The 23,641-nt window shown below is 42.4% G+C and carries 13 protein-coding genes; 8 read left to right on the plus strand and 5 right to left on the minus strand.

Annotation, left to right across the window (positions count from 1 at the left end; genetic code table 11):
* Positions 1 to 31 precede the first annotated feature (31 nt).
* From BWI44_RS00045 to BWI44_RS00080, 8 genes are all read left to right on the plus strand, one after another.
* A complete protein-coding gene (locus BWI44_RS00045) occupies positions 32 to 1,837 on the plus strand; it encodes a RagB/SusD family nutrient uptake outer membrane protein (protein ID WP_007666416.1) in 1,806 nt (601 codons plus the stop codon).
* Between the two features lie 45 nt (positions 1,838 to 1,882).
* Complete coding sequence (locus tag BWI44_RS00050; protein WP_044155124.1) at positions 1,883 to 2,905, plus strand: DUF5627 domain-containing protein; 1,023 nt, start codon at positions 1,883 to 1,885, stop codon at positions 2,903 to 2,905.
* 33 nt (positions 2,906 to 2,938) lie between these two features.
* Positions 2,939 to 5,179, plus strand: a complete 2,241-nt coding sequence (locus tag BWI44_RS00055; RefSeq protein ID WP_007666414.1) for an endo-1,4-beta-xylanase — start codon at positions 2,939 to 2,941, stop codon at positions 5,177 to 5,179.
* 77 nt (positions 5,180 to 5,256) lie between these two features.
* Entirely contained in the window at positions 5,257 to 6,006 is a 750-nt protein-coding gene (locus tag BWI44_RS00060; RefSeq protein WP_044533504.1) for a hypothetical protein, read from the plus strand.
* A gap of 326 nt (positions 6,007 to 6,332) precedes the next feature.
* Entirely contained in the window at positions 6,333 to 8,303 is a 1,971-nt protein-coding gene (locus BWI44_RS00065) for a cellulase family glycosylhydrolase (RefSeq protein WP_270461053.1), read from the plus strand.
* A gap of 221 nt (positions 8,304 to 8,524) precedes the next feature.
* Positions 8,525 to 9,406, plus strand: a complete 882-nt coding sequence (locus tag BWI44_RS00070) for an alpha/beta hydrolase (RefSeq protein WP_044155377.1) — start codon at positions 8,525 to 8,527, stop codon at positions 9,404 to 9,406.
* A gap of 25 nt (positions 9,407 to 9,431) precedes the next feature.
* Positions 9,432 to 12,656 (plus strand): glycosyl hydrolase family 95 catalytic domain-containing protein, encoded by a 3,225-nt coding sequence (locus BWI44_RS00075; protein WP_286810174.1) that lies wholly within the window; start codon positions 9,432 to 9,434, stop codon positions 12,654 to 12,656.
* A 38-nt stretch (positions 12,657 to 12,694) separates the two neighbouring features.
* Positions 12,695 to 13,951, plus strand: a complete 1,257-nt coding sequence (locus tag BWI44_RS00080; protein ID WP_286810176.1) for a family 8 glycosyl hydrolase — start codon at positions 12,695 to 12,697, stop codon at positions 13,949 to 13,951.
* Positions 13,952 to 14,055: 104 nt separating this feature from the next.
* On the opposite strand, the gene BWI44_RS00085 is transcribed toward BWI44_RS00080, so the two are convergent.
* The 5 genes from BWI44_RS00085 to BWI44_RS00105 all read right to left on the minus strand — a co-directional run bounded on the left by BWI44_RS00085 (position 14,056) and on the right by BWI44_RS00105 (position 23,623).
* Positions 14,056 to 18,159, minus strand: coding sequence for a hybrid sensor histidine kinase/response regulator transcription factor (locus BWI44_RS00085; RefSeq protein WP_353744905.1), 4,104 nt, complete (start codon positions 18,157 to 18,159; stop codon positions 14,056 to 14,058).
* A gap of 134 nt (positions 18,160 to 18,293) precedes the next feature.
* Entirely contained in the window at positions 18,294 to 19,484 is a 1,191-nt protein-coding gene (locus BWI44_RS00090) for a clostripain-related cysteine peptidase (protein WP_286810185.1), read from the minus strand.
* A gap of 111 nt (positions 19,485 to 19,595) precedes the next feature.
* The gene (locus BWI44_RS00095; RefSeq protein ID WP_286810187.1) at positions 19,596 to 21,626 is read right to left on the minus strand and encodes an alpha-glucuronidase; all 2,031 of its coding nucleotides are present in this window, start codon (positions 21,624 to 21,626) and stop codon (positions 19,596 to 19,598) included.
* 21 nt (positions 21,627 to 21,647) lie between these two features.
* The gene (locus tag BWI44_RS00100; protein ID WP_118295147.1) at positions 21,648 to 22,628 is read right to left on the minus strand and encodes a Gfo/Idh/MocA family protein; all 981 of its coding nucleotides are present in this window, start codon (positions 22,626 to 22,628) and stop codon (positions 21,648 to 21,650) included.
* 17 nt (positions 22,629 to 22,645) lie between these two features.
* Positions 22,646 to 23,623: a glycoside hydrolase family 43 protein gene (locus BWI44_RS00105; RefSeq protein ID WP_118295146.1), complete on the minus strand. Its 978-nt coding sequence runs from the start codon at positions 23,621 to 23,623 to the stop codon at positions 22,646 to 22,648.
* Between the last annotated feature and the right edge of the window lie 18 nt (positions 23,624 to 23,641).

The raw sequence follows: 23,641 nt of genomic DNA on the forward strand, positions 1-23,641 counted from the left end.
TTAATAATGAAGATTGAAAAACTAAGAAGTTATGAAACTAAAAAATATCATCTTATCAACGGCATTTCTGATAGCATTCTCCGCTTGCGACGACTTGTTTGAGCCGGCGGTGGAAAACTTCAAAGAACCGTCTGATTTGGAAAACATGCCTTCGTGGGCTGTTGGTTTGTTGGGGCATGCCTACATTGGCAATCCGTTGGGTGAGAATGCCAACAACTGGTCTTTCACGGAAGTGGCTACCGATGATGCTGTATCCAATGATGTGAATAACGGCTACCGGAAAATGGCTGCCGGCGCCTGGCGTTCGGACAATACTCCCGGAGATTTGAACAGATGGCAGAACTTGCGTGGTTCCTGGCAATATCTTAACCAATTTCTTGAAATATCCGAGAATGTGGAATGGGCTAGAGATCCTAAAGCTTCCGAACTGTTTAAAATGCGTTTTCAGGGAGATGCATACGGAATGCGTGCGCTCTATATGTATCATTTGTTGTTGAGTTGTTCGGGTTGGGCGGATAATGGCCAGTTATTGGGAATTCCTATTCTGACAGAATCGGAAACTGTTGATTCGGATTTCAACAAACCCCGTAACACTTTCAAAGAGTGTATCGAACTGCTAAACAAAGATGTGGAGAAGGCTATAGAAATGCTTCCCGAAGAATATGGTGATTTGGATGAGAAGGTAGGGATAGTACCTGATAAATATGCACAAATGGGCATAGATATTGCTTTGTTCAACCGTGTATTTGGTGATCATGCTAAAAATCGTATGAGTGCTCGTGTGGCTCGTGCCATTCGTGCTCAGGCAGCTCTTCTTGCAGCCAGTCCTGCCTATAGCGAAGGTTCGGAAGTGACTTGGGAAAAGGCTGCCAATGATATGGCCGAAGTGCTTGCTAATTTAGGTAGTAATCCGATTGCAGGTATTGATCCTACAGGTAATAAGTGGTATGAAGACCATAGCGGTATTCAGAATCTAAAAGCCGGTTACAACCGTCCCGAGGTTTTGTGGCGTAGTAATAAGAACGAGAGTGCAGACTTGGAAAAAGATCAATATCCGCCTTCACTTTTCGGTAAAGGCAGGGTTAATCCTTCTCAAAATCTAGTAGACGCTTTCCCGGCAGCGAACGGTTATCCCATCAGCGATCCGAAAGCCGGCTACGATCCTCAGAACCCGTATGCCAACCGTGATCCCCGTCTGGCTTTATACATTATTTATAATGGTTGCAAGGCGGGTGTGTCAAACAGTGTCATCACTACTGCAATTGATGGAAATAACAATGATGCCATGAATAAGTTTGACGGTGCTTCCACGCGTACCGGTTACTATTTACGTAAATTTTTGGATATGAACGTGAATGCCGATCCAAATAACACAACGAATGGTTTCCATATTAAGCCTTGGATTCGCTACACTGAAATTTTCTTAGGTTATGCCGAAGCTGCAAATGAAGCTTGGGGACCGCAAGGAAAAGGCATTCATGGTTATTCTGCTTATGATGTGATTAAAGCTATCCGCCAACGTGCCGGTATTGGTGAAAATGGTGGTGATCCTTATTTGGAATCAGTGAAAAATGACAAGGACGCGATGCGTGAGCTTATCCGTAACGAACGTCGTTTGGAACTTTGCTTCGAGGGCTTCCGTTTCTGGGATTTGCGCCGTTGGAAAGTGGATCTCAGCAAGCTGAATGAAACTGTGAAAGGTATGAAAATTACCGGAACGAAATACGAAGTGGTAGAAGTGGAGAAACGTGACTATAAGGATTATATGTACTACGGTCCTGTTCCTTATGGTGAAATATTGAAGTTTAATGCTCTCATCCAAAACAAAGGATGGTAAGCGGTAGTAAACGAACTTATATAAACTGAATAAATGAAAATAGCAATGAGAAAATCATTTTTGATATTGGCCGCTATGGCGGGAGCCTTGTTCACTGCGTGCGAAAACGGCGACTGGGAATTTCCCGACTATAAATATTCCGCGGTTTACTTTGCTTATCAAAGTCCCATCCGTACTATTACCATAGGTGAGGATGAATCTGTGGATAATTCATTAGACAATGAACACAAGTGCCAGATTATGGCTACAGTATCAGGTGTATACGAGAATAAGAAAGATGTGGAAATAGGTATCCGGGTAGACAATACCTTGTGTGATGGTTTTATGTATGAAGGTACCAAAGGCGACATTCTACCATTGCCGGCTTCTCACTATACGCTGAGCGATGACAAGATTGTCATAAAGAAAGGCCAGATATTGGGTGGCGTTACGGTGAATCTGACCGATGCTTATTTTAGTGATCCGAAATCTGCGGAGTTGAACTATGTAATTCCCGTGGTGATGACAGGTGTGCAGAATGCCGACACCATTTTGCAGGGTAAAGCGCAGGTTGCCGATCCGCATCGTTTGAATAAAGCGGATTGGGAGGTACAGCCTAAGGATTATACGCTTTATGCGGTGAGGTATGTAAGTAAGTACGACTCGCACTATCTGCGTCGCGGCATTGATACTTATAGCGGTAATAAAACAGGTACGGAGATACGCCATAATGCTTATGTGGAGAAAGATGAAACCGTTGATGGATTCAGCACTTTGGGCTTGAACAAAGTACAGTGGGCTCGTCTTGCTAAAGATGCTGCCGGAAAGAATATTGAAACCAATTTGATTCTTGCTTTCGATGAAAACGGCAATTGTACGGTTTCTTCCAATTCAGAAGGTGTATCAGCTAGTGGTAGTGGCAAGTTTGTTGCCAAAGGCGATAAGAATAGCTGGGGAGGCAAGGACCGCGATGTTCTCTATTTGGATTATGCTATGGATTACGATGGCATTCATTGTGTCACTAAAGATACGTTGGTAGTTCATTATCGTGGTGTAAAGGCCGAGTGGTTCAATCCTGTGAAGAAATAATGTTAGGGATTTCTTATTTAAAAAAGTATTTATATGAAATATACGAAAAATATCTTAGGAACAATGCTTTTAATGGCTGTCGTTACCGCTTCGTGTGTGGACGACAAACCGTTGGCATTCGAAGTTGAGAAGCCTGCTTCCATTGCAGGTATGGAATACCTCAACGACTATGATGTCTTGAAAAGTTATGTAAACAGCAGTGCCAATCCCGACTTTAAGTTGGGTATTGCACTGGCTGCAAATGACTATATTGCCGGAGGACAAGTAACTCAGTTGGCTAATAGCAATTTTGTTGAAATGACTGCTGGTAATGCCATGAAATATGCTTCGTGTGTGAATGAGAATGGTGAGATGAACTTTGGAACTGTGGAGAACTTTGTTTCTGCAGCTAAAGCAGGGGGACTTACTATTTATGGTCATACATTGGCTTGGCATGCGCAGCAGAATAACAAGTTTTTGAATTCGTTGATTAAAGATAAGGAGATGGATGTAGATCCAGATGCGAAAGTGGATAAAGTCGATTATGAAATAGACTATTCTACTGCGGGCTATAGTTTTTGGAACGAAGTAAATGAAGAAGTAAAAGAGACTACGACTATAGGTAAAAATGATACTGAAGGTTGCTTGGAAATCAAGACTTCTGTTGCGGCTTCTCAAAACCATTTTATACAGTATCATACAGCAGATAATCTTCCTATTGAGATTGGCAAAGAATATAAATTGAAGATGATGGTAAGAGGCTCTGCAGAGGGAAAGCTGAATTTTGGTGTAGGACCTTGGAGTGGTAGAGCAGAAGGTTCTTTTTCTTTCAACACAGAATGGAAAGAGTATGAGTTTTCATTCAAAGCGGTAGCAGATGGGGGTCATGTAATGACACAATCCGGTCTTTTTGTGGGAACTATTCAAATTAAGTATGTTAAGATTACTCATTCTGAGGCTCCGGTTATGGAAATCTTTACCGACATAATTGCCAATGGTGATGCAGAAGGTAGTGAAACTACTAATTTTGTTTCTACTCATGTGGGTGGAACTAATGGTGCTTGCGATATCGTTGATGGTGTAGGTAAAGATGGTAGTCGTGCTTTTGTAATAACGTCAGCAGGTGGTGGTGTAAATAGTTGGGATACTCAGTTCTTTCTCTATGCTGACCGCCCATTGGTAGATAAGGAAGTAGTACATATTTCTTTTGACTATCGTGCAGATGTACCTAACAAGTCAGAATCTCAGACTCATGCTGCTCCAGGTGCTTATATTCATTATGATGGCGGATGTGCTGTTGATTTTACTACAGAATGGCAACATTTTGAAAAAACTATAACAATAAATACAACTCTTTCTCCTACTGAAAACATGCAGACTTTTGCATGGAATCTTGATGTAGGTGTGCCTAATGCGCCTGCTAACAAATATTATTTTGATAATATCAAGTTGCAAATAGTAACTAAGGGCAATTCTATTCCTCTCACTCCCGAAGAAAAGAAAGACACTCTTACTTGGGCTATGAACAACTGGGTAGAAGGTATGATGAAAGCTACCGGTGGTTATGTAACTGCATGGGATGTAGTGAACGAAGCTATTTCCGGTGTTGGTAACGATGAAGGTTTCTATACCTTACAATCAGCCAGTAACGTTTCTCCCGAAGATGCCAAGAACAATTTCTACTGGCAAGACTATTTAGGTAATGTGGATTATGTACGCATTGTTGTGGCTGCCGCTCGCAAGCATTATGCAGAAAACGGTGGTACTGCTCCTTTGAAGCTCTTTGTCAATGACTACAATCTGGAGTCAGACTGGGATGATAACAAAAAAGTCAAGAGTTTGGTACACTGGATTGAGAAGTGGGAAGCTGATGGTGTGACGAAGATTGATGGTATCGGTACACAGATGCATGTAAGTTGTTATGCTAATGCTGCTACTCAGAAGAGTAAGGAAGACCATGTAGTGAAGATGTTTGAGATATTGGCGGAAAGTGGTAAACTGGTAAAGATATCAGAACTTGATATGGGTTATATAGATGAGAATAATACCAGTGTTAAGACAGAGAATATGACCGAAGCTCAGCATAAAGCGATGGCAGAATACTATAAGTTCATCGTGAAGAAGTACTTCGAGATTATTCCTCCTGCCCAACAGTATGGTATCACTCAATGGTGTGCCACCGATGCTCCCAGTGATTCGGGCTGGCGTGGTGGTGAACCCGTAGGTCTTTGGGATTCCAACTACAGTCGTAAGCATACCTATGCAGGTTTTGCTGATGGATTGGCTGGAAAATAATAGAGTCTTATGAGAAAAGGCAGCGGGGCATGATGTGAAACCGCTGCCTTTATTATTTCAATAAAAATCGAATAACAATGAAAAACATATTATTTATTTTGAGTTTGGTCATTTGGTGTGGTTGTAGTGATGAAATTCCTTTTGATACTGGTAGGGCAGAAGATATGGTTGCTACAAGGGCTGCGAATTTAGATGAATATTCATTTGAAATTTATGGCGGAGCGTTGTCAGCTTACTACCAATATGATTGTAAGGGTAATTGGGAAAAAGTAATGCCTGCCATAGTTTCGTTTCATAGGGGTGATAATAACAGTATTGAACCAATTATACCTCAGGTTTTAACTAAACCTGTTTGGATAGATAGTATTGCACATAAAGCTACTATGTATAATGGTATGTTTGCGGTGTATGTATATATGCAAAATAATATTTCTTCAAAAGAAAGAAGTGGGGATATTGTGTGGCAACAACCAGAATCTAATAAAATCTTATCTATCAAAATTATACAAGAGGCAGGTAATAATCATATAATGATTGCTGTGAGAGAATCTTATAAGAATCATCCTGTCTTTACTGCCACCACAACTTATCCCGTAAAAAAAGATATAAGCTGCAGAATCCCATACGAAGCATACAATGATGGGGGAAAGTATGACGGCAATGCATCAATCACTATTCCGAAAGGAGAAACGAAAGGAACTTACGAAATGGATTATAATGGTTCTCCGTTAGTTGATTATCATGGTGATATAAAAGGCTATAAACTATATGAAGGAACTACTACAGGAGATGATATTTATACCTATAGTTTTGTTCGCTATTGGTGATATTATAATAAACAGGTCTGTTGGGGCTTTCCATTTAGTATGTAACGTCAGCAGATAATGGTGTAATTTGGAATATTTGTTGTAATTTATCAAAAGGATGAGGATGCTTCGTAATATCTTGAATATCAATGCTTATAGGATATGCTGCATTCAGTATACAACTGAACCCTATTCAGTATACGAGTGAATGGCATTCAGTATACGACTGAATTAGGTTCGATATACGACTGTATCCTTCGTTTGTATCATTTGTAAAGAATGTAGATTGTTATCACTCTCTTGCTTTAGCTTACAACTTTCAAGTCCTTAAAACAATGAAGAACAATATGAGAAAAATAATTTATTTATTGACATTGCTCTTAGGAGTGTCTTTAGCGGCTTGCTCGGACGAGACTATTCCTGAGCAGCCGGAAAAGCAGGAACCGGAACAACCTGTCGAACCGAATCCGGACCCGGAACCCGAGCCTCCTGCTGAAGCCAAGTTGCCAGTCCTGAATGTAGCCGGGCGCTACCTTAAAAATGAAAAGGGAGAGATAGTCAATCTGCATGGTTTTACGCAGACTTACAGCCCTTTCTTCAATAACAATGCCTGGGGTAACTATGACGTGCAGGCATGCCTCAAGTATAATAAGAGTATGGTAGACGGAATTGTGGCTGCCGGATGGAAGTTCAATTTCGTGCGGATGCACCTTGATCCGTATTGGAGTGATGACCCCTCCATGCAGTCCGTGAGATATGAAGGACATGAACGGTTCTCTGAAACCCGCTTTCGGAAGTATCTTGAAGAGTTGTTTGTGCCGATGGCAGAATACTTTATTTCCAAAGGAATGTATGTGGTGATGCGTCCGCCCGGAGTCTGTCCCGCTGATGCTCCCTATCAAGGTATAGAAATAGGAGACAGTTATCAGCAGTTTTTGCTTAAAGTGTGGGATATTGTTTCGCAACATCCTAAGCTGAAAAATAATATGGATGTCATGTTCGAGCTTGCCAATGAACCTGTCAGAATAAAAGGTACTGACGGAACATACGGCAGTAGCGGTGACGGTCATTTCAAGAATCTCCAACTCTACTTTCAGGCTATAGTAGATAAAATACGTGCCAACTGCCGCAACATTGTTTGGGTGCCGGGATTGTCTTATCAGTCATCTTACGCCGGATATGCCATTCACCGTATCGAAGGGGAGAACATAGGCTTTGCCGTTCACTGCTATCCCGGTTGGTATGGTAGCGATGCCGAGGAAGACAGCGGTGAAGGAATCGGCTCTTCCACAGGAGGAGGTTATGAAGCTTTTCAGCGTGGTTGGGATGCGCAAGTAGGCCCTGTGGCGGCTTTCGCTCCTATCATGGTGACTGAAATAGACTGGGCTCCGAAGAAATATGATGCCACTTGGGGTAAAAGTATTACAGGAACGGCAGGTGGTGAAGGCTTTGGTGCCAACTTCAAATATATAGCTGATAATTCAGGCAATGTTTCCTGGTTGTTCTTTACAACGAGGTCACACGAACTGGCGGCGTTTAAAGATGTGCCGGGTGAACCGGGCAATTACACTTTCCTCAATGATCCCGAGGCCTGTCCGTGGGCGATGTACCATTGGTTCAAAGAATATGCTGAAGGGATAGTAGTAAATGGGGAACTGGAAAAACTGGAGTTGATGGGACAAGAGGGAGAACTTCGTCTGCAAATGGGTGGTACGAATTATCTCAAAGTGAAAGCTGTTTATTCTGATGGAACGGTACGGATGGTGACTGCGGAAGCGACTGTCAACAGCTCGGATACAAACGTGCTGAAAGTAGAACAGGCAGCCAAATTAGTAGCTGTGGCACCCGGTGAAGCTACGGTAACCGTTACGTATCAATCGGCTGCCGGAGTCAGTAAGCAACTGACTTTACTGGTTACGGTAATTTCTCCTTTCTCACTGACGGCAGATGTCTTCAATCCTTCTATATGGGAGAAAGGCACATTCGACGAGAACACCCGCTTACTGGTGACGGGGCAGTATGGTTTCGGAGGGTGGCAATATGACAATGGACTTGATTTGTCGGGATATAAGACTGTGACCGTAGAACTGGGTAACGATAATGAAAGTAGTGTTTCGTTCCGTCTGTTTGATAAAAACAATTATTGGAGTGAGCCTGCTGCGTATGATTTCGGATCTTCGCGTAAGATTGTAGTGGAGTTGAAAAATATGAAAGATAAGAACGGAGGAAAGATTGATCCTTCGCATCTTTATATTGCAGGCTTTTGGTCAACAGGTGGAAAACCTATTGTGATAGCTAATGTCTCCTTAGCAAATTAAAAAGACATATCAACTCTCATCTTTCCGAGAGTTCGATATAATTTGTGCATTTTATAATATCTTTCCTGCATCCTCTGTGAAGAGTGTGCAGGAATACAAATCTGTTATATTTATCTAATATTGATATTCAAATGTCTAAAATTGCAAATCAGTGATCGGATTCATGCCTTATTTTTGCAGATATATATGAATGGTCTGATAAACTTTAAATAAAAGATATGATGAAGAAGATAATTGTATGGTTGGCTGTAATGATGTATACACTGTCCGGTTATGCACAAAATGCACCTTGGAATTTTCAGAGTAAAGTAGTTACGGACACTCTTTTTAGTAAAGTACTGAATTCAAAGCGTGCCTATACTGTTTTTTTGCCAAAGAGTTTTGAACAGAATAAAGAGAAAAAATATCCGGTCCTATATCTTTTGCATGGTATGTGGGAAACCAATCCTGTCTGGGCCGAACGGGGGCATGTAAAAGATGTGATGGATCGGCTTGTAGCCAGTGGGGAAGCGTGCGAAATGATTATTGTTACTCCGAATGCCGGTGGAAATATCCATTTGGAGTGGAACGGATATTTTGATATGCCGGGTTGGAAATATGAGACTTTCTTTTATACGGAATTCTTGCCTTATATAGAGAAAAAATACAGGGTGATAGGCGATAGACAGCATCGTGCCATTGCCGGATTGTCGATGGGTGGTGGCGGAGCTACTAATTATGGTCAGCGCCATAGTGATATGTTCTGTGCAGTCTATGCGATGAGTGCCCTGATGTCTATTCCTGAACAGGGAGCGGTACCTGCTGATGATCCGAATTCGAAAATTGCGATACTTACCCGTAGTGTTATAGAAAATAGCTGTGTGAAATATGTGATGGAGGCTGACGAGGATCGCAAGGCTGATTTGCGTAGTGTTGCCTGGTTTGTAGATTGTGGGGATGATGATTTCCTGCTTGATCGTAATATAGAGTTCTATCAGGCTATGCGTAACGCCGGTGTACCTTGCCAGTTCAGGGTGCGCGATGGAGGACATGATTGGGAATATTGGCACTCGGCTCTTTATCAGTGTTTGCCTTTCGTAACCCGGATATTTGGTAAGGAATAATATAACAAACAATAATAGACAGATTATGAGAACATTTGTATTTACATGCTTGCTTCTTTTAGGCATGACGGCATTTGCGCAGGACGCGAACTTCCATATCTATCTGTGTTTGGGACAATCGAACATGGAAGGAAATGCAAAGGTAGAAGAACAGGATACAGTGGCGGTTGACAGTCGTTTTCAGGTATTAGCGGCTGTAGATTGTCCTAATTTGGGGAGGACCAAAGGGAATTGGTATAAGGCGGTTCCTCCTTTGGCACGTTGCTATACGGGCCTGACTCCGGGTGATTATTTTGGACGGGCTATGGTGGCTAACCTGCCATCCAATGTACAGGTAGGGATTATCAATGTTGCCGTAGGTGGTTGCAAAATAGAACTGTTTGATAAGGATAATTATCAGTCATACGTAGAAACTTCTCCGGATTGGCTGAAGAATATGGTAAAAGAATACGGTGGCAATCCTTATGCACGTTTGGTTGAGATGGCAAAGCTTGCTCAAAAGGATGGAGTAATTAAAGGTATTCTGCTGCATCAGGGAGAGTCGAATACGAATGATAAAGACTGGCCCTCAAAAGTAAAAGGAGTGTATGATAATCTTTTGAAAGATTTGGGATTATCTGCCGCTGATGTGCCTTTGCTGGCGGGTGAGGTGGTACATGCGGATCAGAATGGAATCTGTGCCAGCATGAATACAATCATCGACAGTCTGCCACAGGTGATTCCTACTGCACACGTGATATCCTCTGCCGGTTGTCCGGCTGCATTCGATAATCTTCATTTTACAGCCGAGGGATACCGGATGTTGGGAGTACGCTATGCTGCTAAGATGCTTTCCATTTTAGGATATGGAGATTGGACGTCTGCTCAGAATATGAAGTTGTGGTATAATCGTCCGGCACAAGACTGGCTGGAAGCTTTGCCATTAGGTAATTCCCGTTTGGGGGCTATGGTGTTTGGCGGAACTGCCCGTGAAGAATTGCAACTCAATGAAGAGACGTTCTGGGCTGGTGGACCTTATAATAATAATAATCCTAAAGGATTGCAGGTATTGCCTGAAATACGTCGACTTATTTTTGAAGGCAAAACCTTGGAGGCTCAGAAGCTCATTGATGAGAATTATATGACGCCTCAGCATGGTATGCGTTACTTGACGATGGGGAGTCTTTTCTTGAATTTCCCAGGGCATGAGAATCCTTCTGAATATTACAGGGACCTGAATCTGGAGAATGCTACTGCTACAACACGTTATGAAGTGGATGGAGTGAAGTTTGTCCGTACGGCGTTTGCTTCTTTGAGTGATGATGTGATTATTGTACGCATTCAGGCGGATAAGGCAAAGGCCTTGAATTTTGCCGTGTCATACAGCAGTCCGCTGAAATCAGATGTACAAGTAAAGGGTGGCAAACTGATTATCTCCTGTCAGGGAGCTGAACATGAAGGAATCCCTGCCGCTATGCGTGCCGAATGCCAGGTGCAGGTGAAAACGGATGGTAAAGTGAGTAAGGAAGAAAGCGCACTTGCTGTAAATGGGGCTACCGAAGCTACTTTGTACATATCGGCGGCTACCAATTTTGTGAATTATCATGATGTCAGTGCGAACGAGTCAAAACGTGCAGCTACTTATTTGCAGAAAGCCACCCGCATTCCTTACGAACAGGCTTTGAAGAGTCATATCTCCTCTTATCGCAAGCAATATGACCGTGTGGCCCTGACTTTGGAAAGTACCGGAGTTTCTGCTTTGGAGACACCTGTCCGTGTGCAACGTTTTATAGAAGGGAATGATATGGCGATGGCAGCTTTGATGTTCCAATATGGTCGTTATCTGCTGATTTCTTCTTCGCAACCCGGTGGTCAGCCTGCCAATCTTCAAGGTATATGGAATCATAGTCTGTATGCTCCTTGGGACAGTAAATATACGATTAATATCAATGCGGAGATGAATTATTGGCCTGCTGAAGTAACCAATCTGAGTGAGACGCATGAACCTCTCTTTGATATGGTGACTGACTTGGCAGTTACAGGTAGTGAAACTGCTAAAGTTCTTTATGATGCTAAAGGTTGGGTGGCACATCATAATACGGATATATGGCGTGCCTGCGGACCGGTGGATGCTGCAAGTTTCGGTATGTGGCCTAATGGAGGTGCTTGGGTGGCACAACATCTGTGGCAACACTATTTATTTACCGGTGATAAAGAGTTTCTAAAGAAGTATTATCCGATATTGAAAGGAACTGCTGATTTTTATTTAAGTCATTTAGTGGAACATCCGAAGTATAAGTGGATGGTTACAGTACCTTCCATGTCTCCGGAACATGGCTACCGGGGTTCACAAACAACGATTACGGCAGGTTGTACAATGGATAATCAGATTGCTTTTGATGCCCTTTACAGTACACTTCTGGCAAGCCGTATTCTGGGTGGTGATAAACTGTATGAAGATTCTTTGCAGGCCATGTTGGACAAGTTGCCACCCATGCAGATTGGCAAACATAATCAATTGCAAGAGTGGTTGATTGATGCTGACAATCCGTTGGATGACCATCGGCATATTTCACACTTATATGGTTTGTATCCTAGTAATCAGATTTCTCCAATTACAAATCCGGAATTATTCCAGGCTGCACGGAATACTTTGATACAGCGTGGAGATATGGCTACCGGTTGGAGTATCGGGTGGAAGATTAATTTCTGGGCACGCATGCTGGATGGCAATCATGCTTATAAGATTATACAGAATATGCTCCATCTTTTGCCTAGTGATAAGGTTCAGAAAGAATATCCTGAGGGACGTACTTATCCTAATTTATTTGATGCCCATCCACCTTTCCAAATCGATGGAAACTTTGGTTATACGGCAGGAGTTGCAGAGATGTTGTTGCAAAGCCATGATGGTGCAGTACACTTATTGCCTGCACTGCCTGAAGCATGGAAAAAAGGAAGTGTGAAAGGCCTTGTTGCCCGTGGTGGTTTTGTGGTAGATATGGAATGGGATGGCGTTCAACTGAAAAAGGCGAAGATACATTCTCGCTTGGGTGGGGTACTGCGTATCCGTTCTTATGTTCCTTTAAAGGGAAAAGGAGTGAAAGTGGCAGACGGTGCTTGCCCGAATCCTCTTTATGCATCGGCAGTTATAAAAGAACCGGTAGTTTCCAAACTGATAAATCCTCAGGTGCCGGTCCTTTATCGTACTTACGAATATGACATTGTTACTCAGCCGGGAGAAGACTATTCGCTGGAACGTAGTATGTAATGATATTAGTAGTCTATTAATTGTAACAAAACCTTGAAATGATGAAACTTACAACTTTATTTGCGGTTAGTATCAGCCTGATACTTTCCGGTTTTTGTTCACTTGGAGTTCAGGCTCATCCTGTTCAGGAAGACAGTAGTGGGGACCCGGTTCCTGCTGGAGCTTACTATACTGATAACTATCGGAATTTGTTTAATGAGTATTTAGGTATTTCTCAGCAACAAACCGACCAGAAAATGGAGCAAATCTGGAATCACTTCTTTGTGAATGAGAAAACAAAGGTTTACTATGAGAGTGATGACAATACTGCCTATATTTATGATACAGGGAATCAGGATGTACGTACAGAAGGAATGTCCTATGGAATGATGATATGTGTACAGTTGGATAAGCAGGCTGAATTCGATAAGTTATGGCGGTGGGCCAAGAAATATATGCTGTATACTTCGGGCAAATGGTCGGGATATTATGCCTGGCACTGTACGCCTCGTGGTGTTAAAATAGGTAAGGAGCCAAGTTGCGCTTCTGATGGTGAAATTTATTTTATAACTTCTTTATTCTTTGCTTCTCACCGTTGGGGGAATGACGGGGCATACGACTATAATCAGGAGGCTCAGAAAATATTGAAAGATGTTATGTCTAAAGATGGTTCCCAAGGCGTTTATAACCTGTTCAATACTGAGAGTAAACTCGTTACATTTGTACCGGAAAAGGTCTATTATAACTATACGGATCCTTCCTATAATCTGCCTGCTTTCTTTGAACTTTGGGCTTTGTGGTCTGACACTAATAAGGAATTCTGGAAGCAGACACCTGATGCAGCCCGTCGCTTGCTGGCTGATGCATCGCATAAAAAGACGGGGTTGTTTCCTGATTATTCTGCATTCGATGGCACTCCTTGGAAACCTAAGAATTGGGGATATGATACAAGAAGATATCAGTTTGATGCTCTTCGCTGTGCCATGAATGTCGGTATGGATTATTATTGGTTTGGAAAAGATGCTGCTAACCAGGCAGAGATGATGAGTCGATTGTTTAACTTTTTCGAGCAAGATAATTTTACGCACGAATATTTCAATGTAGATGGTTCAGCACCTGCCGGCAATTATTCAACAGGTATGATCGGTGCAAATGCTGTAGGAGCTTTTGCTTTGAATGACAAGAATCTGGCGAAAGAATGCATACAGAAATTGTGGAATGAACCATTGCCTACGGGCAAATTTCGTTATTACAGCGGTATGGTATATATGATGTCTATGTTGCATGTCAGTGGCAATTTCCGGATTATCAAGTAGCTTGATGAATAGAAGATGTCAAGTAGTATAAGCATAATATTAATATTATAGAGAAAACCAGCTAATATGTATTAGCTGGTTTTCTTTTTGTTCTGTGTTTAGTTCTATTGCTTAATCTCGTCAGAAGAAGACTTTTGCTGCTCCTCCATATAGGTTGTTGGCGGAACTCCGTATAATTCTTTAAAAGCGGTAGAAAAATATGCAATATTAGTAAAACCTGTAAGAGTAGCAACTTCAGTAATGTTATGATATTGGTTTGCCAATAGTGATGCAGCCTGTTTCAAGCGAACATTGCGTATTAAGTCGCGGGTTGACTGGTTAGTCAGCTCTTTTAGCTTACGGTGCAAATGTACACGACTGATACCTACTTCAGTTGCTATCATTTCAACATTCAAGTCAGGATTACCTAGATTGTCATTAATCACTTTCATCACTTTATCAAGCAGTCTGTCATCAGGTGATTGGACTTTTAGTTTCTTCAACTTCTGTTCCTGCATCTGACTGCCACTGAAACTGTTACGTAGTATTTCCCTACTCTTAATAAGATTGATTGCCGTTTTTCTCAATATTTCGATACTGAATGGTTTCACTATATACGCATCTGCTCCCATGTTTAAACCTTCCAGATTATCTTCTTCTCTTGATTTAGCTGTCAAGAGGATAATTGGTATATGGTTAATGGTTACATTCTGCTTTATTTTTTTGCAAAGTGTCAACCCATCCATTTCAGGCATCATAATATCACTGATAATCAAATCCGGCTCCTTTTTTAGGATAAGAGTGAGAGCTTCTTTTCCATTTGCACACTCATGCATGTGGAAATCGCTGGCTAATTCACGACAGATATATTTGCGTATTTCTTCATCATCTTCTACTACTAGAACGTGACATTTAGTTTTGGAACGTATTTTTTCATCTTCTTCATCAACAGGTGATGAAGGGATAGGCAGAGCAGTCGTGATATGTACGGGAGTATTATTCCCAGCCGGATTGTCATCGATTTCTTCTACATTCAGATGTTCTTTGCCCAAAGGTAGCCGTATGATAAACCGGGATCCTGGTCTGTTTTCATTGTTTTCAGCCTTTATGGTGCCATGGTGTAATTCTACTAGCGAACGGCTTAGATGTAATCCTATACCGGTACCTACATTCGAATTATTATGGCTATTACGGATTTGATAGAAACGCTCAAAAATCCGTCCCATTTCTTCCGGGTTAATGCCAATGCCACTGTCTTCCACTATTATTTCAAAATAGTGTTTTAGAGATTGAGAAGCGTTAATATCCTCACCTATACGCAAATATATATTGATTTCTCCGTTCTCCGGCGTAAACTTGAATGCATTGGAAATTATATTCAGGATAATTTTATCGAAATTTTTCGGATCAATCCATGCTTTTAACTTTTCAGTTTCCGGTTGGAAGCTCAACGTGATATGCCTGGCATTTGCTTGATATTCGAAGGTATAGTACAAATCACGGATAAATCCTACGATATCCACTTCCTGGAATTTCAGAGACATTTGCCCCTTATCTATTTTGCGAATATCCATCAACTGATTGACCAAGCGAAGTATACGTTCCGCATTTCGATAAATGGTATGATAGTTTTTCTGCCGCTCGTTATCTTTATCAGTAGCGATTAACTTCTGCAATGGGCTTATGATGAGAGACATTGGAGTGCGTATTTCATGGGAAATATTAATAAAGAATTGTAGTTTGGCCTCATTGATCTGTTCTGCGTGGATATGTTCCAATATCTCCTGACGAGCACGGTAACGATGGCGTATTTGAATGACTATACCATAAATAATAACTATCAGCAGTATTCCATATGTAAATTTAGCCCATCCGGAGGCGTACCATGCGGGATGGATTGTGATACTAAATTCTTTGATGTTTGAATAAGAATCATTGTCTTTTGCTTTTACCTGGAATGTATAGGTATCCGGATTTAAATTGCTGAATGAAACCCGATTAATTCCCTGTTGTAAGCTAATCCAATTGGAATTGTTAATGCTATATGTATAAGTAATTCGTTCCGGACTAAAGAACTCCATAGCTGAAAATTCAATGCTGAAAGAATTATCTTTATATGATAGTTGAAAGTGGTCGGCATCCATGACTGCAGTGTTGACTATATCCCTATTCCCTGACTTCATGCCTTTTTTAACCTTTTTATCATGGATATAGAAGTCTGTAATCCGAATTTCCGGTTTCTTATCGGGCGTGGTTATTTCTGTGGGATTAAAATAAGTGATTCCATTCGTACCTCCAAAGATAAGTTCACCTTGTTTGTCGGCAAAAGCGGCTCCTTTACTAAACTCGTTACTTTGTAATCCGTCACTTGCATAAAAATTAATGAAACTTTGGTTTTGAGGATTGAATCGGCTGATTCCATAATTCGTACTGATCCAAAGATAGCCGTTCGTATCCTCTTTGATTGCGCAGATATAATTGCTGGGTAAACCATCTTTTGTTGTATATTCTTGCACTTCAATGGTTCGTGGGTTTAGTCGTTTTAATCCTTTGGATGTTCCTATCCAGATATTACCATCTTTACCTTCATGCAAGGCATAGATTACATCGCCATATAATATTCTTCTGTTTTTCATAGGAGAAACGAAATCCATTGTTTTTATATCCAGACAACCTAAACCATCGTAAGTACCTATGTACAGTTTGTCTTCGGCGGTATGTAACAGGCAATTTATCCATGAGTTATGTAACATATTTACTTTGGCCCAATCGGTATTACTGGCAGTTGTAGTTGGACAACGGACTATTTCCTTTGTATTTATATTCATCTGATATAATCCTCCACCCATAGTGCCTATCCATAAAGTTTTATTGTTATCTTCTGCAAAACAATATACATTTTCCATCAGATTGGATGTCTCGTCCACTAACTTCAGATACTCGCAACGACCGGTTTTTGTATCTAATTTGGCCATACCATTCAGATAAGAACCTATCCACATATTGTGGTTGGAATCTTCGAAAATGCTCATAATGGTGGCAGGAACGGAATGAGTATTGTCAGTAGGTGAAAAATGCACTTTGGGTGTTTTATCTGGAGTCACTGCATAAATTCCGTCATTATCAGTTCCTACCCAAAGAGTTCCTGTATGGTCTTTGTGTACAGACATGACGCAGTTGGAACCAATCACATTGTGTCTGGAAGATTTGTAACCTAGATACTTGAACTCGTTGGTTATGGCAGGTATAATCATAACTCCTTTCTGAAAGAACCCTAACCATATATTTCCCATTTTGTCTTTCAGAATAGAATGTATCTTTGCTTTTGTAAGGTCAAATGTTGTGATATTAAAATTGGCTTCTTTAATCTTTTGTTCTTGGATGTCATAAACTTTCATTCCCGAACCATCTGTACCAATAAGAATTTGATTCTCCTCCTCAGGGTATAGGATTTTGATAGGTAAGTTGGGATTAGGAGTGTATGTAATTGGTACAAATGTATCGATTTTATCATTATATCTGAATAGTCCTTTCTTTAAGCTACCCATATAAAGATTTCCTTGTTTATCTTCGCACATGTTGGAAACTGTATTCCAAGCTATGCTTTTTTCGCCGGAGTAGTGTTTGAATTGATTGTTGTTATCGAGACGGAATATTCCATTATCGCCTGTTGCTATCCATAGATTTCCTTTTTTATCCCGATATGCATATGTAATCAGGTTACTGGCTATAAATTGGTCTATTTGTTGTGCTTTTATACTATCTCCTTGTGTTTTCAGTAAAAATATACTGTGACCGGAAGTTCCTATTAATATTTCTCCGTTATTTTGTTCAAGTATAACTCCTACATTAGGGGCTATTGGGACTCCACTGGAGAGGTACATTGGGATTGTTGTAAAACTATCGGTTGCGCGGTCGTATATTTGCAGCCCGTTTAGAGAACCTATAAAAAGGTGACCTTGACTGTCTTCGAACAGTGTACGTACATAGTCACTTAATAAGGAATTAGGATTATCTTTTTCATTTCTATAAACTGTAAATTTTGCTCCATCGTATCGATTCAGACCATCTTCTGTTGCAATCCAGATGATTCCGTCACGATCCTGATAGATTTTATTGAGCATGCTGCTTGATAATTCTCTATCGACTGTGAATATTTTTCCTTCTTGCCCATGGCATGGAAGGTATAAACACATGCATAATAAATAGAGTATAGATATAGCTTTCATATATATTTTTTTAGATTCTACAAATATACTTAATATCCTCTATATATTCTTTTAAAAGGTGAACTAATTAGACCTTATTGAGTGGTTGATAATTAGTGTGATTGTGGAATTGTCCAAACCAGTATACAATCTATTTAGTGCGTTGCTTTATACCAATTTGTTTCTGTCTTATCTGCTGCTAAAGAATTTATGCTCGGATCGGATATAGTAATGCCAGAGAAGGTTTTAATTGGCGTGGTAGTTCCCGTATTCATGGAATAATAACTTTCGGTATGCGTTTTATATGGTACGGTTCGTTCTAACTGTTCTTTAAACTCTTTTAATAAGGATGTGTCATCACACAGATGTGCTACGTAGTCACCGTAATCGTAGAAGATTACCGGATAGTAACCGTCTAAAGGTTGTAACTGGTTCCGCTTTGAAGGGTCAAATGTATACCGGTTATTTATTTCTTTCATGATAGTGGCCAGATGATCCAATTCTGCACAATTAGTTATGCCTAATGTTCCACAAGGCATTTCTTCATAGGTGGAATAGAATGAATAGAAACCGTCACAGATGGCTTGATAATTTGGTTCGCCCATCAAATCTTTTCCAATGATAGAATAGGGCATACCATAAGCCATGATTTCACAGGTGGAACCAATAAGGTAGTCTGTAACGTTTCTCAGGTCATAGGCTACTTCTATGGTTGACATGTAGCAATCATCGAATAGGATATATTCCATTTTTATTCCGGCATCTGCTATACCTTCTGCAAGGGTAGTGATATCTGTCTGATATTGACTTGTCGTACCGCCGAAATAACGGGTTTGTGGAACGCCTTCGTTTTCCCAGTGCATTCTTATTGAAGTCCTTGCCCGTCCTTTTGTACTATGAACTGGAAGCCATCCCATACCGTGACATCCGATAGTCATGGCGTAAGTGGGTGCAGGGGCGAAACTTTTTACATCATTGAGAATGGAAGTAATTCCTTCGGCGGTGGTGAAAGGCGGGTTGTTATATTCTTTTAGAGTAACCTGTTCACATTTACCTTTCTTGCAGGTTATTTCAAATAGAGTTGCTTTTTCCGAAGTAGTAGACATAAATACGATTACCCGTTCACCATTCAGTCCTTTTTGGCTGATTGCCTTTTCCATATCCGAGATATTCGTGTAGAAATTGCTGGTCAGATTGGTGGACCAAGGTAGGTACATGAATAAAGTCTTTTGGTTTTCAACAGGTTCTATTTCATCTTTCTCGCAGGATAGTACAAAGAAAGAGAGAGTAATCAGACAGAGTGATAACCGTATCCATTTTATAAATAATAATGCTACTTTATTCATATTTCATATCCTTTATAATATCCATAAGGTACAAAAATACAAAAAAGAACAGTTCAATGTATCATTAGAGCTGTTCTTTTTTGTATTTTCTATTTGAAACAGGGCTGTTGCTTATCTTCTTTCATTCAGCATTTTGGGTGTCGGGCATTCATGGTTGTCGATAGGAAGTTTCACTTGCTTCAAATCATCCAATTCATGTATCGGTCTTTCCACTTCGTAAGGGGCACGCAAGCCCGAAAATTCCTGAAAATATAACAGACAGGCATCTTTCCACCATACGGCATCACGTGCCTGTATCTTCAGGCGTGACTGTACATCTTTGAAACGTTCTGCATCGATGTAGTTCTCGGCTAGATCCCATTTTTTCTGAAAGCTTCTTACCTGCTGTACACCATGGTCGTAGCGATAGCAAAGCTCGTCCCATAAAGTACGTCCGCTTTGCATGGTGTGTTGCCAAGGGGCATGATGGAACCACAAGAGATACTCATCCGGACAAGTACGGATGTCATCGTAAAGGTGGCAGAGTGAATCGGGATATTGGGCTGTAGCATTGCTACCCATATGACTGCGGTCGAAACCTATCCCCTGTTTGTCTGCTTTATGATAGTAAGACGGCATCCAGTCGGGGCGTGCACCGGGCACATCGCACCAAGGTTCCGGACCGTAATGGTGTCCCCATGCAAAAAGGTGATGCAGCCCGAGTGGCATCATGTAGTCTACCACAGCCTCGCGGCTTTCCATCATCATGTTATGTATTTCATAGGCAATGGGTGCATGTTTGGGATTGCTTGCATCGAAGAAAGTCTGTTTCAGCCATTCTTCTGCGATTGTTTCCGATGTCAGGGAAGGATTCCAGGCCATGCGTCCGAAAGCGTACCAGTTGGCTTGGGCAAAAGGATGACCGCACCAGTTTGTATCCGTACCTATATTGGCGACACCTGCTATGGCTTTCAGTGAAGACGGCTTCACAAAGTCAAAGAACTCTTCCCACATCGGCGCTAGATAGGCAAGGTGATTGGAGAAGCCCAGATATTCTTGTGTAATCTGGAACTCAACCATCTGCGGAGTCCGGGGCATAGCACCGAATAAAGGACTATACGGTTCGCGAGGCTGGAAGTCGACCGGACCGTTCTTTATCTGTACGATGACATTGTCGCGGAATTGTCCATCCAAAGGCTGGAATTCCAGATAAGCTTGCTTTGCGCGGTCTGCATCCGTTGGGCTGTAGACGAAAGCACGCCACATGACGATGCCTTTATAGGGCTTCAATGCATCTGCCAGCATATTGGCACCTTCGGCATGTGTACGGTTGAAGTCGCACGGACCGGGCTGTCCTTCGGAATTGGCTTTCACCAGGAAGCCGCCGAAGTCAGGGATGGTGCGGTAGATCTCTTTGACTTTCTGCTTCCACCAGGCGATGACATCTTTGTCCAAAGGATCGGCTGTGGAAAGCCCGCCCAGTTGCATGGGGGAGGCAAAGTTGATAGAGAGATACACCTTGATGCCGTAAGGACGGAATACGTCTGCCAGAGCCTTTACCTTTTCCAAATATTCGGCGGAAAGGATTTTAGAAGAAGCATTTACATTGTTCAGTACCGTTGCATTGATTCCGATGGAGGCATTGGCACGGGCATAAGCTTCGTATCTGTCGGAGAGCGTGCCGGGCAGTTCTTCCCAGTTCCAGAGAGATTTGCCGGCATAACCGCGCTCGATACTGCGGTCGAGGTTGTCCCAATGGTTGAGAATACGCAGGTCATAGGCAGGATTCTCCGTTATTTCCAAGTCTGTTTCCGAAGGTTTTCCGAAGTTCCGCATTTCTTGCAGGCGGATCAGGTGATAGGCAGCATAAAGCAGACCCGTTTCGGTGGGGGAAGTAACAGTGAGTTTTTCATTTACCTGTCGTATACGGAAGCCTTCAGAAGATAGTTGTTTGTCTTTCTTCAGCACAAGTGTAACGGGGAGTCCTTTCCATGCCTGCTTCAGTTCATTGACGGCTATGTTTAGTGTCGGAGACTGGCGGGGCGCTGTAATCTGTGCGTGGGCATCTGTCGATTGCCGGAGCCACAAGCGGCTGCCGTCTTCCGCGGATACAGGTTTGAGTAAACAAGCTAATAATAAGAATAAAGAGAGCAGTTTTTTCATAAACAAAAAGTATTGGTTGGTTTATTCATCGGCGGGGTAGTGTACTCCCCATTCGCGGCGTAAGTCATCCATCATGCGCATGATGCGCAGGGTTTCGGCGTGAGGCATATAGGGAGATTCGAGCCACCCGTTCCTCAGAGCTTCCATGGATGCATATACCTGGTATTCGTATCCGGTGATTTGTGGCGGACAGTTGTAGACAACTGCCGTCTTATAATCTTCCGTTACCACCCTGATCCGTTGCGGATTGTTGATGTTTTCAATGATCAGATGGCCTTTGTCACCGGAGATGATGCCTTGGCGGTCGGTCATACTCAGCATACTGCTGTGCAGTACAGCGATTTTCCCATCCTTGAATGTAAGGGTGATGCTATTCTGTGCATCGACTCCGGTATCGGTCTTTACGCAGGTAGAGGTGACACGCTCTACGTCCGTTCCGAAAACCATGGAAGCAAAGTTCAGTGCATACACTCCCAGGTCGAGCAGAGCCCCGCCTGCCAGTGCCGGTTGGCGGAGGCGCTCACGGTTGCCGATTGGGTAACCCAGATTGGCAGACAGCGTCATGGGGCGTCCGATGATTCCACTGGTTACAAGGTCATTGATAGTATGCGATAGAGGCATGTAACGTGTCCAGATAGCTTCGGTGATGAAGAGCTCTTTTTCTTTGGCAAGATTCAGCAGTTCTTCCGCTTGGCGGGCATTGGCGGTGAATGCCTTTTCGCACAAAACCGCCTTGCCTTTCAGCAGACTCATACGTGCATGTTCGAAATGGTGGGAATGGGGAGTGGCAATATATACCAACTCCACCTCTTCATCATCCAGCATTTCTTCATAAGAACCGTAGGCACGGGTGAAACCCCACCGGTCGGCAAAGTCGCAGGCGGTCTGCAACTGGCGGGAAGCGACTGCATAAGCTTCTACTCCCTCCATTCCTTCGAGGGTGATTGCCATCTTTTCGGCAATCCACCCGGTACCTATAATACCTATTTTTACAGTATTCATACTCTATCGGGCAACGGTTAATCCAGTCCTTCGATGGTGATGATACGTCCGTCGGCGTCGTATTCCAGTTCGCATACTTTCAGGCTGCGCAACCAGGTGCGTCCGCCGGAAGGCACACTGTCGTGATGGAACAGATACCATTTGCCCCGGTATTCCACGATGGAGTGGTGGGTAGTCCAGCCTACCACCGGTGTCAGGATTACTCCCTGATAGGTGAAAGGACCGTAAGGATTGTCGCCGATCGCATAGCACAGGCGGTGGGTATCACCGGTAGAGTAGGAGAAGTAATATTTTCCGTTATACTTGTGCATCCAGCTTGCTTCGAAGAAACGGCGTTCGTTGTCTCCGGCTGTTAGCGGTTGCCCGTTTTCGTCTAGGATCACTACGGCTTTAGGTTCTTCGGCAAATTGCAGCATGTCCACGCTGAGTTTGGCAACGCGTCCGGGGATGGATGGCTCGTTGTCTGCGGGGAAAGTGGCTCCACTTTCCAGGGCTTTGTTGTCGCGATAGCGTTGCAACTGTCCGCCCCATAGGCCACCGAAGTACATGTAATAGTTACCGTCTCCATCATTCAGAACGGCAGGGTCGATGCTGTAACTGCCACGCATCGGGTCAGGTTGGGGGATGAACGGACCTTCGGGACGGTCGCTGATGGCAACACCGATACGGAAGATATCGTTCTGGTCCTTCAATGGAAAATACATATAATACTTGCCGTCTTTCTCAGCTACGTCGCAATCCCAAAGTTGGCGTCCTGCCCAGGGGATATCTTCAGTGGTAAGTACCAGACCGTGGTCTGTGATTTCTCCTTTCATGGGATCATCAGTAGAGAAGATGTGGTAGTCTTTCATATTGAAATGGTCACCGTTGTCATTTTCGGGAATACCACTTTCCCAGTCGTGGGAAGGGTAGATGTAAAGGCGATCGTTGAACACATGAACGGCGGGGTCTGCCATATAATCTCCGGGTACTAAGTATCTCTTTTCTTTCTTCATGATTTTATGATTTTAATG

It is taken from the genome of Bacteroides sp. Phil13, assembly GCF_001940965.1.
GTDB lineage: Bacteria > Bacteroidota > Bacteroidia > Bacteroidales > Bacteroidaceae > Bacteroides > Bacteroides intestinalis.

Coding starts and splice junctions, on each gene's coding strand:
- BWI44_RS00045 (WP_007666416.1), top strand. CDS start 32: ATGAAACTAAAAAATATCATCTTATCAACGGCATTTCTGATAGCATTC.
- BWI44_RS00065 (WP_270461053.1), top strand. CDS start 6,333: ATGAGAAAAATAATTTATTTATTGACATTGCTCTTAGGAGTGTCTTTA.
- BWI44_RS00095 (WP_286810187.1), bottom strand. CDS start 21,626: ATGAAAAAACTGCTCTCTTTATTCTTATTATTAGCTTGTTTACTCAAA.
- BWI44_RS00105 (WP_118295146.1), bottom strand. CDS start 23,623: ATGAAGAAAGAAAAGAGATACTTAGTACCCGGAGATTATATGGCAGAC.
- BWI44_RS00100 (WP_118295147.1), bottom strand. CDS start 22,628: ATGAATACTGTAAAAATAGGTATTATAGGTACCGGGTGGATTGCCGAA.
- BWI44_RS00050 (WP_044155124.1), top strand. CDS start 1,883: ATGAGAAAATCATTTTTGATATTGGCCGCTATGGCGGGAGCCTTGTTC.
- BWI44_RS00055 (WP_007666414.1), top strand. CDS start 2,939: ATGAAATATACGAAAAATATCTTAGGAACAATGCTTTTAATGGCTGTC.
- BWI44_RS00070 (WP_044155377.1), top strand. CDS start 8,525: ATGAAGAAGATAATTGTATGGTTGGCTGTAATGATGTATACACTGTCC.
- BWI44_RS00090 (WP_286810185.1), bottom strand. CDS start 19,484: ATGAATAAAGTAGCATTATTATTTATAAAATGGATACGGTTATCACTC.
- BWI44_RS00075 (WP_286810174.1), top strand. CDS start 9,432: ATGAGAACATTTGTATTTACATGCTTGCTTCTTTTAGGCATGACGGCA.
- BWI44_RS00060 (WP_044533504.1), top strand. CDS start 5,257: ATGAAAAACATATTATTTATTTTGAGTTTGGTCATTTGGTGTGGTTGT.
- BWI44_RS00085 (WP_353744905.1), bottom strand. CDS start 18,159: ATGAAAGCTATATCTATACTCTATTTATTATGCATGTGTTTATACCTT.
- BWI44_RS00080 (WP_286810176.1), top strand. CDS start 12,695: ATGATGAAACTTACAACTTTATTTGCGGTTAGTATCAGCCTGATACTT.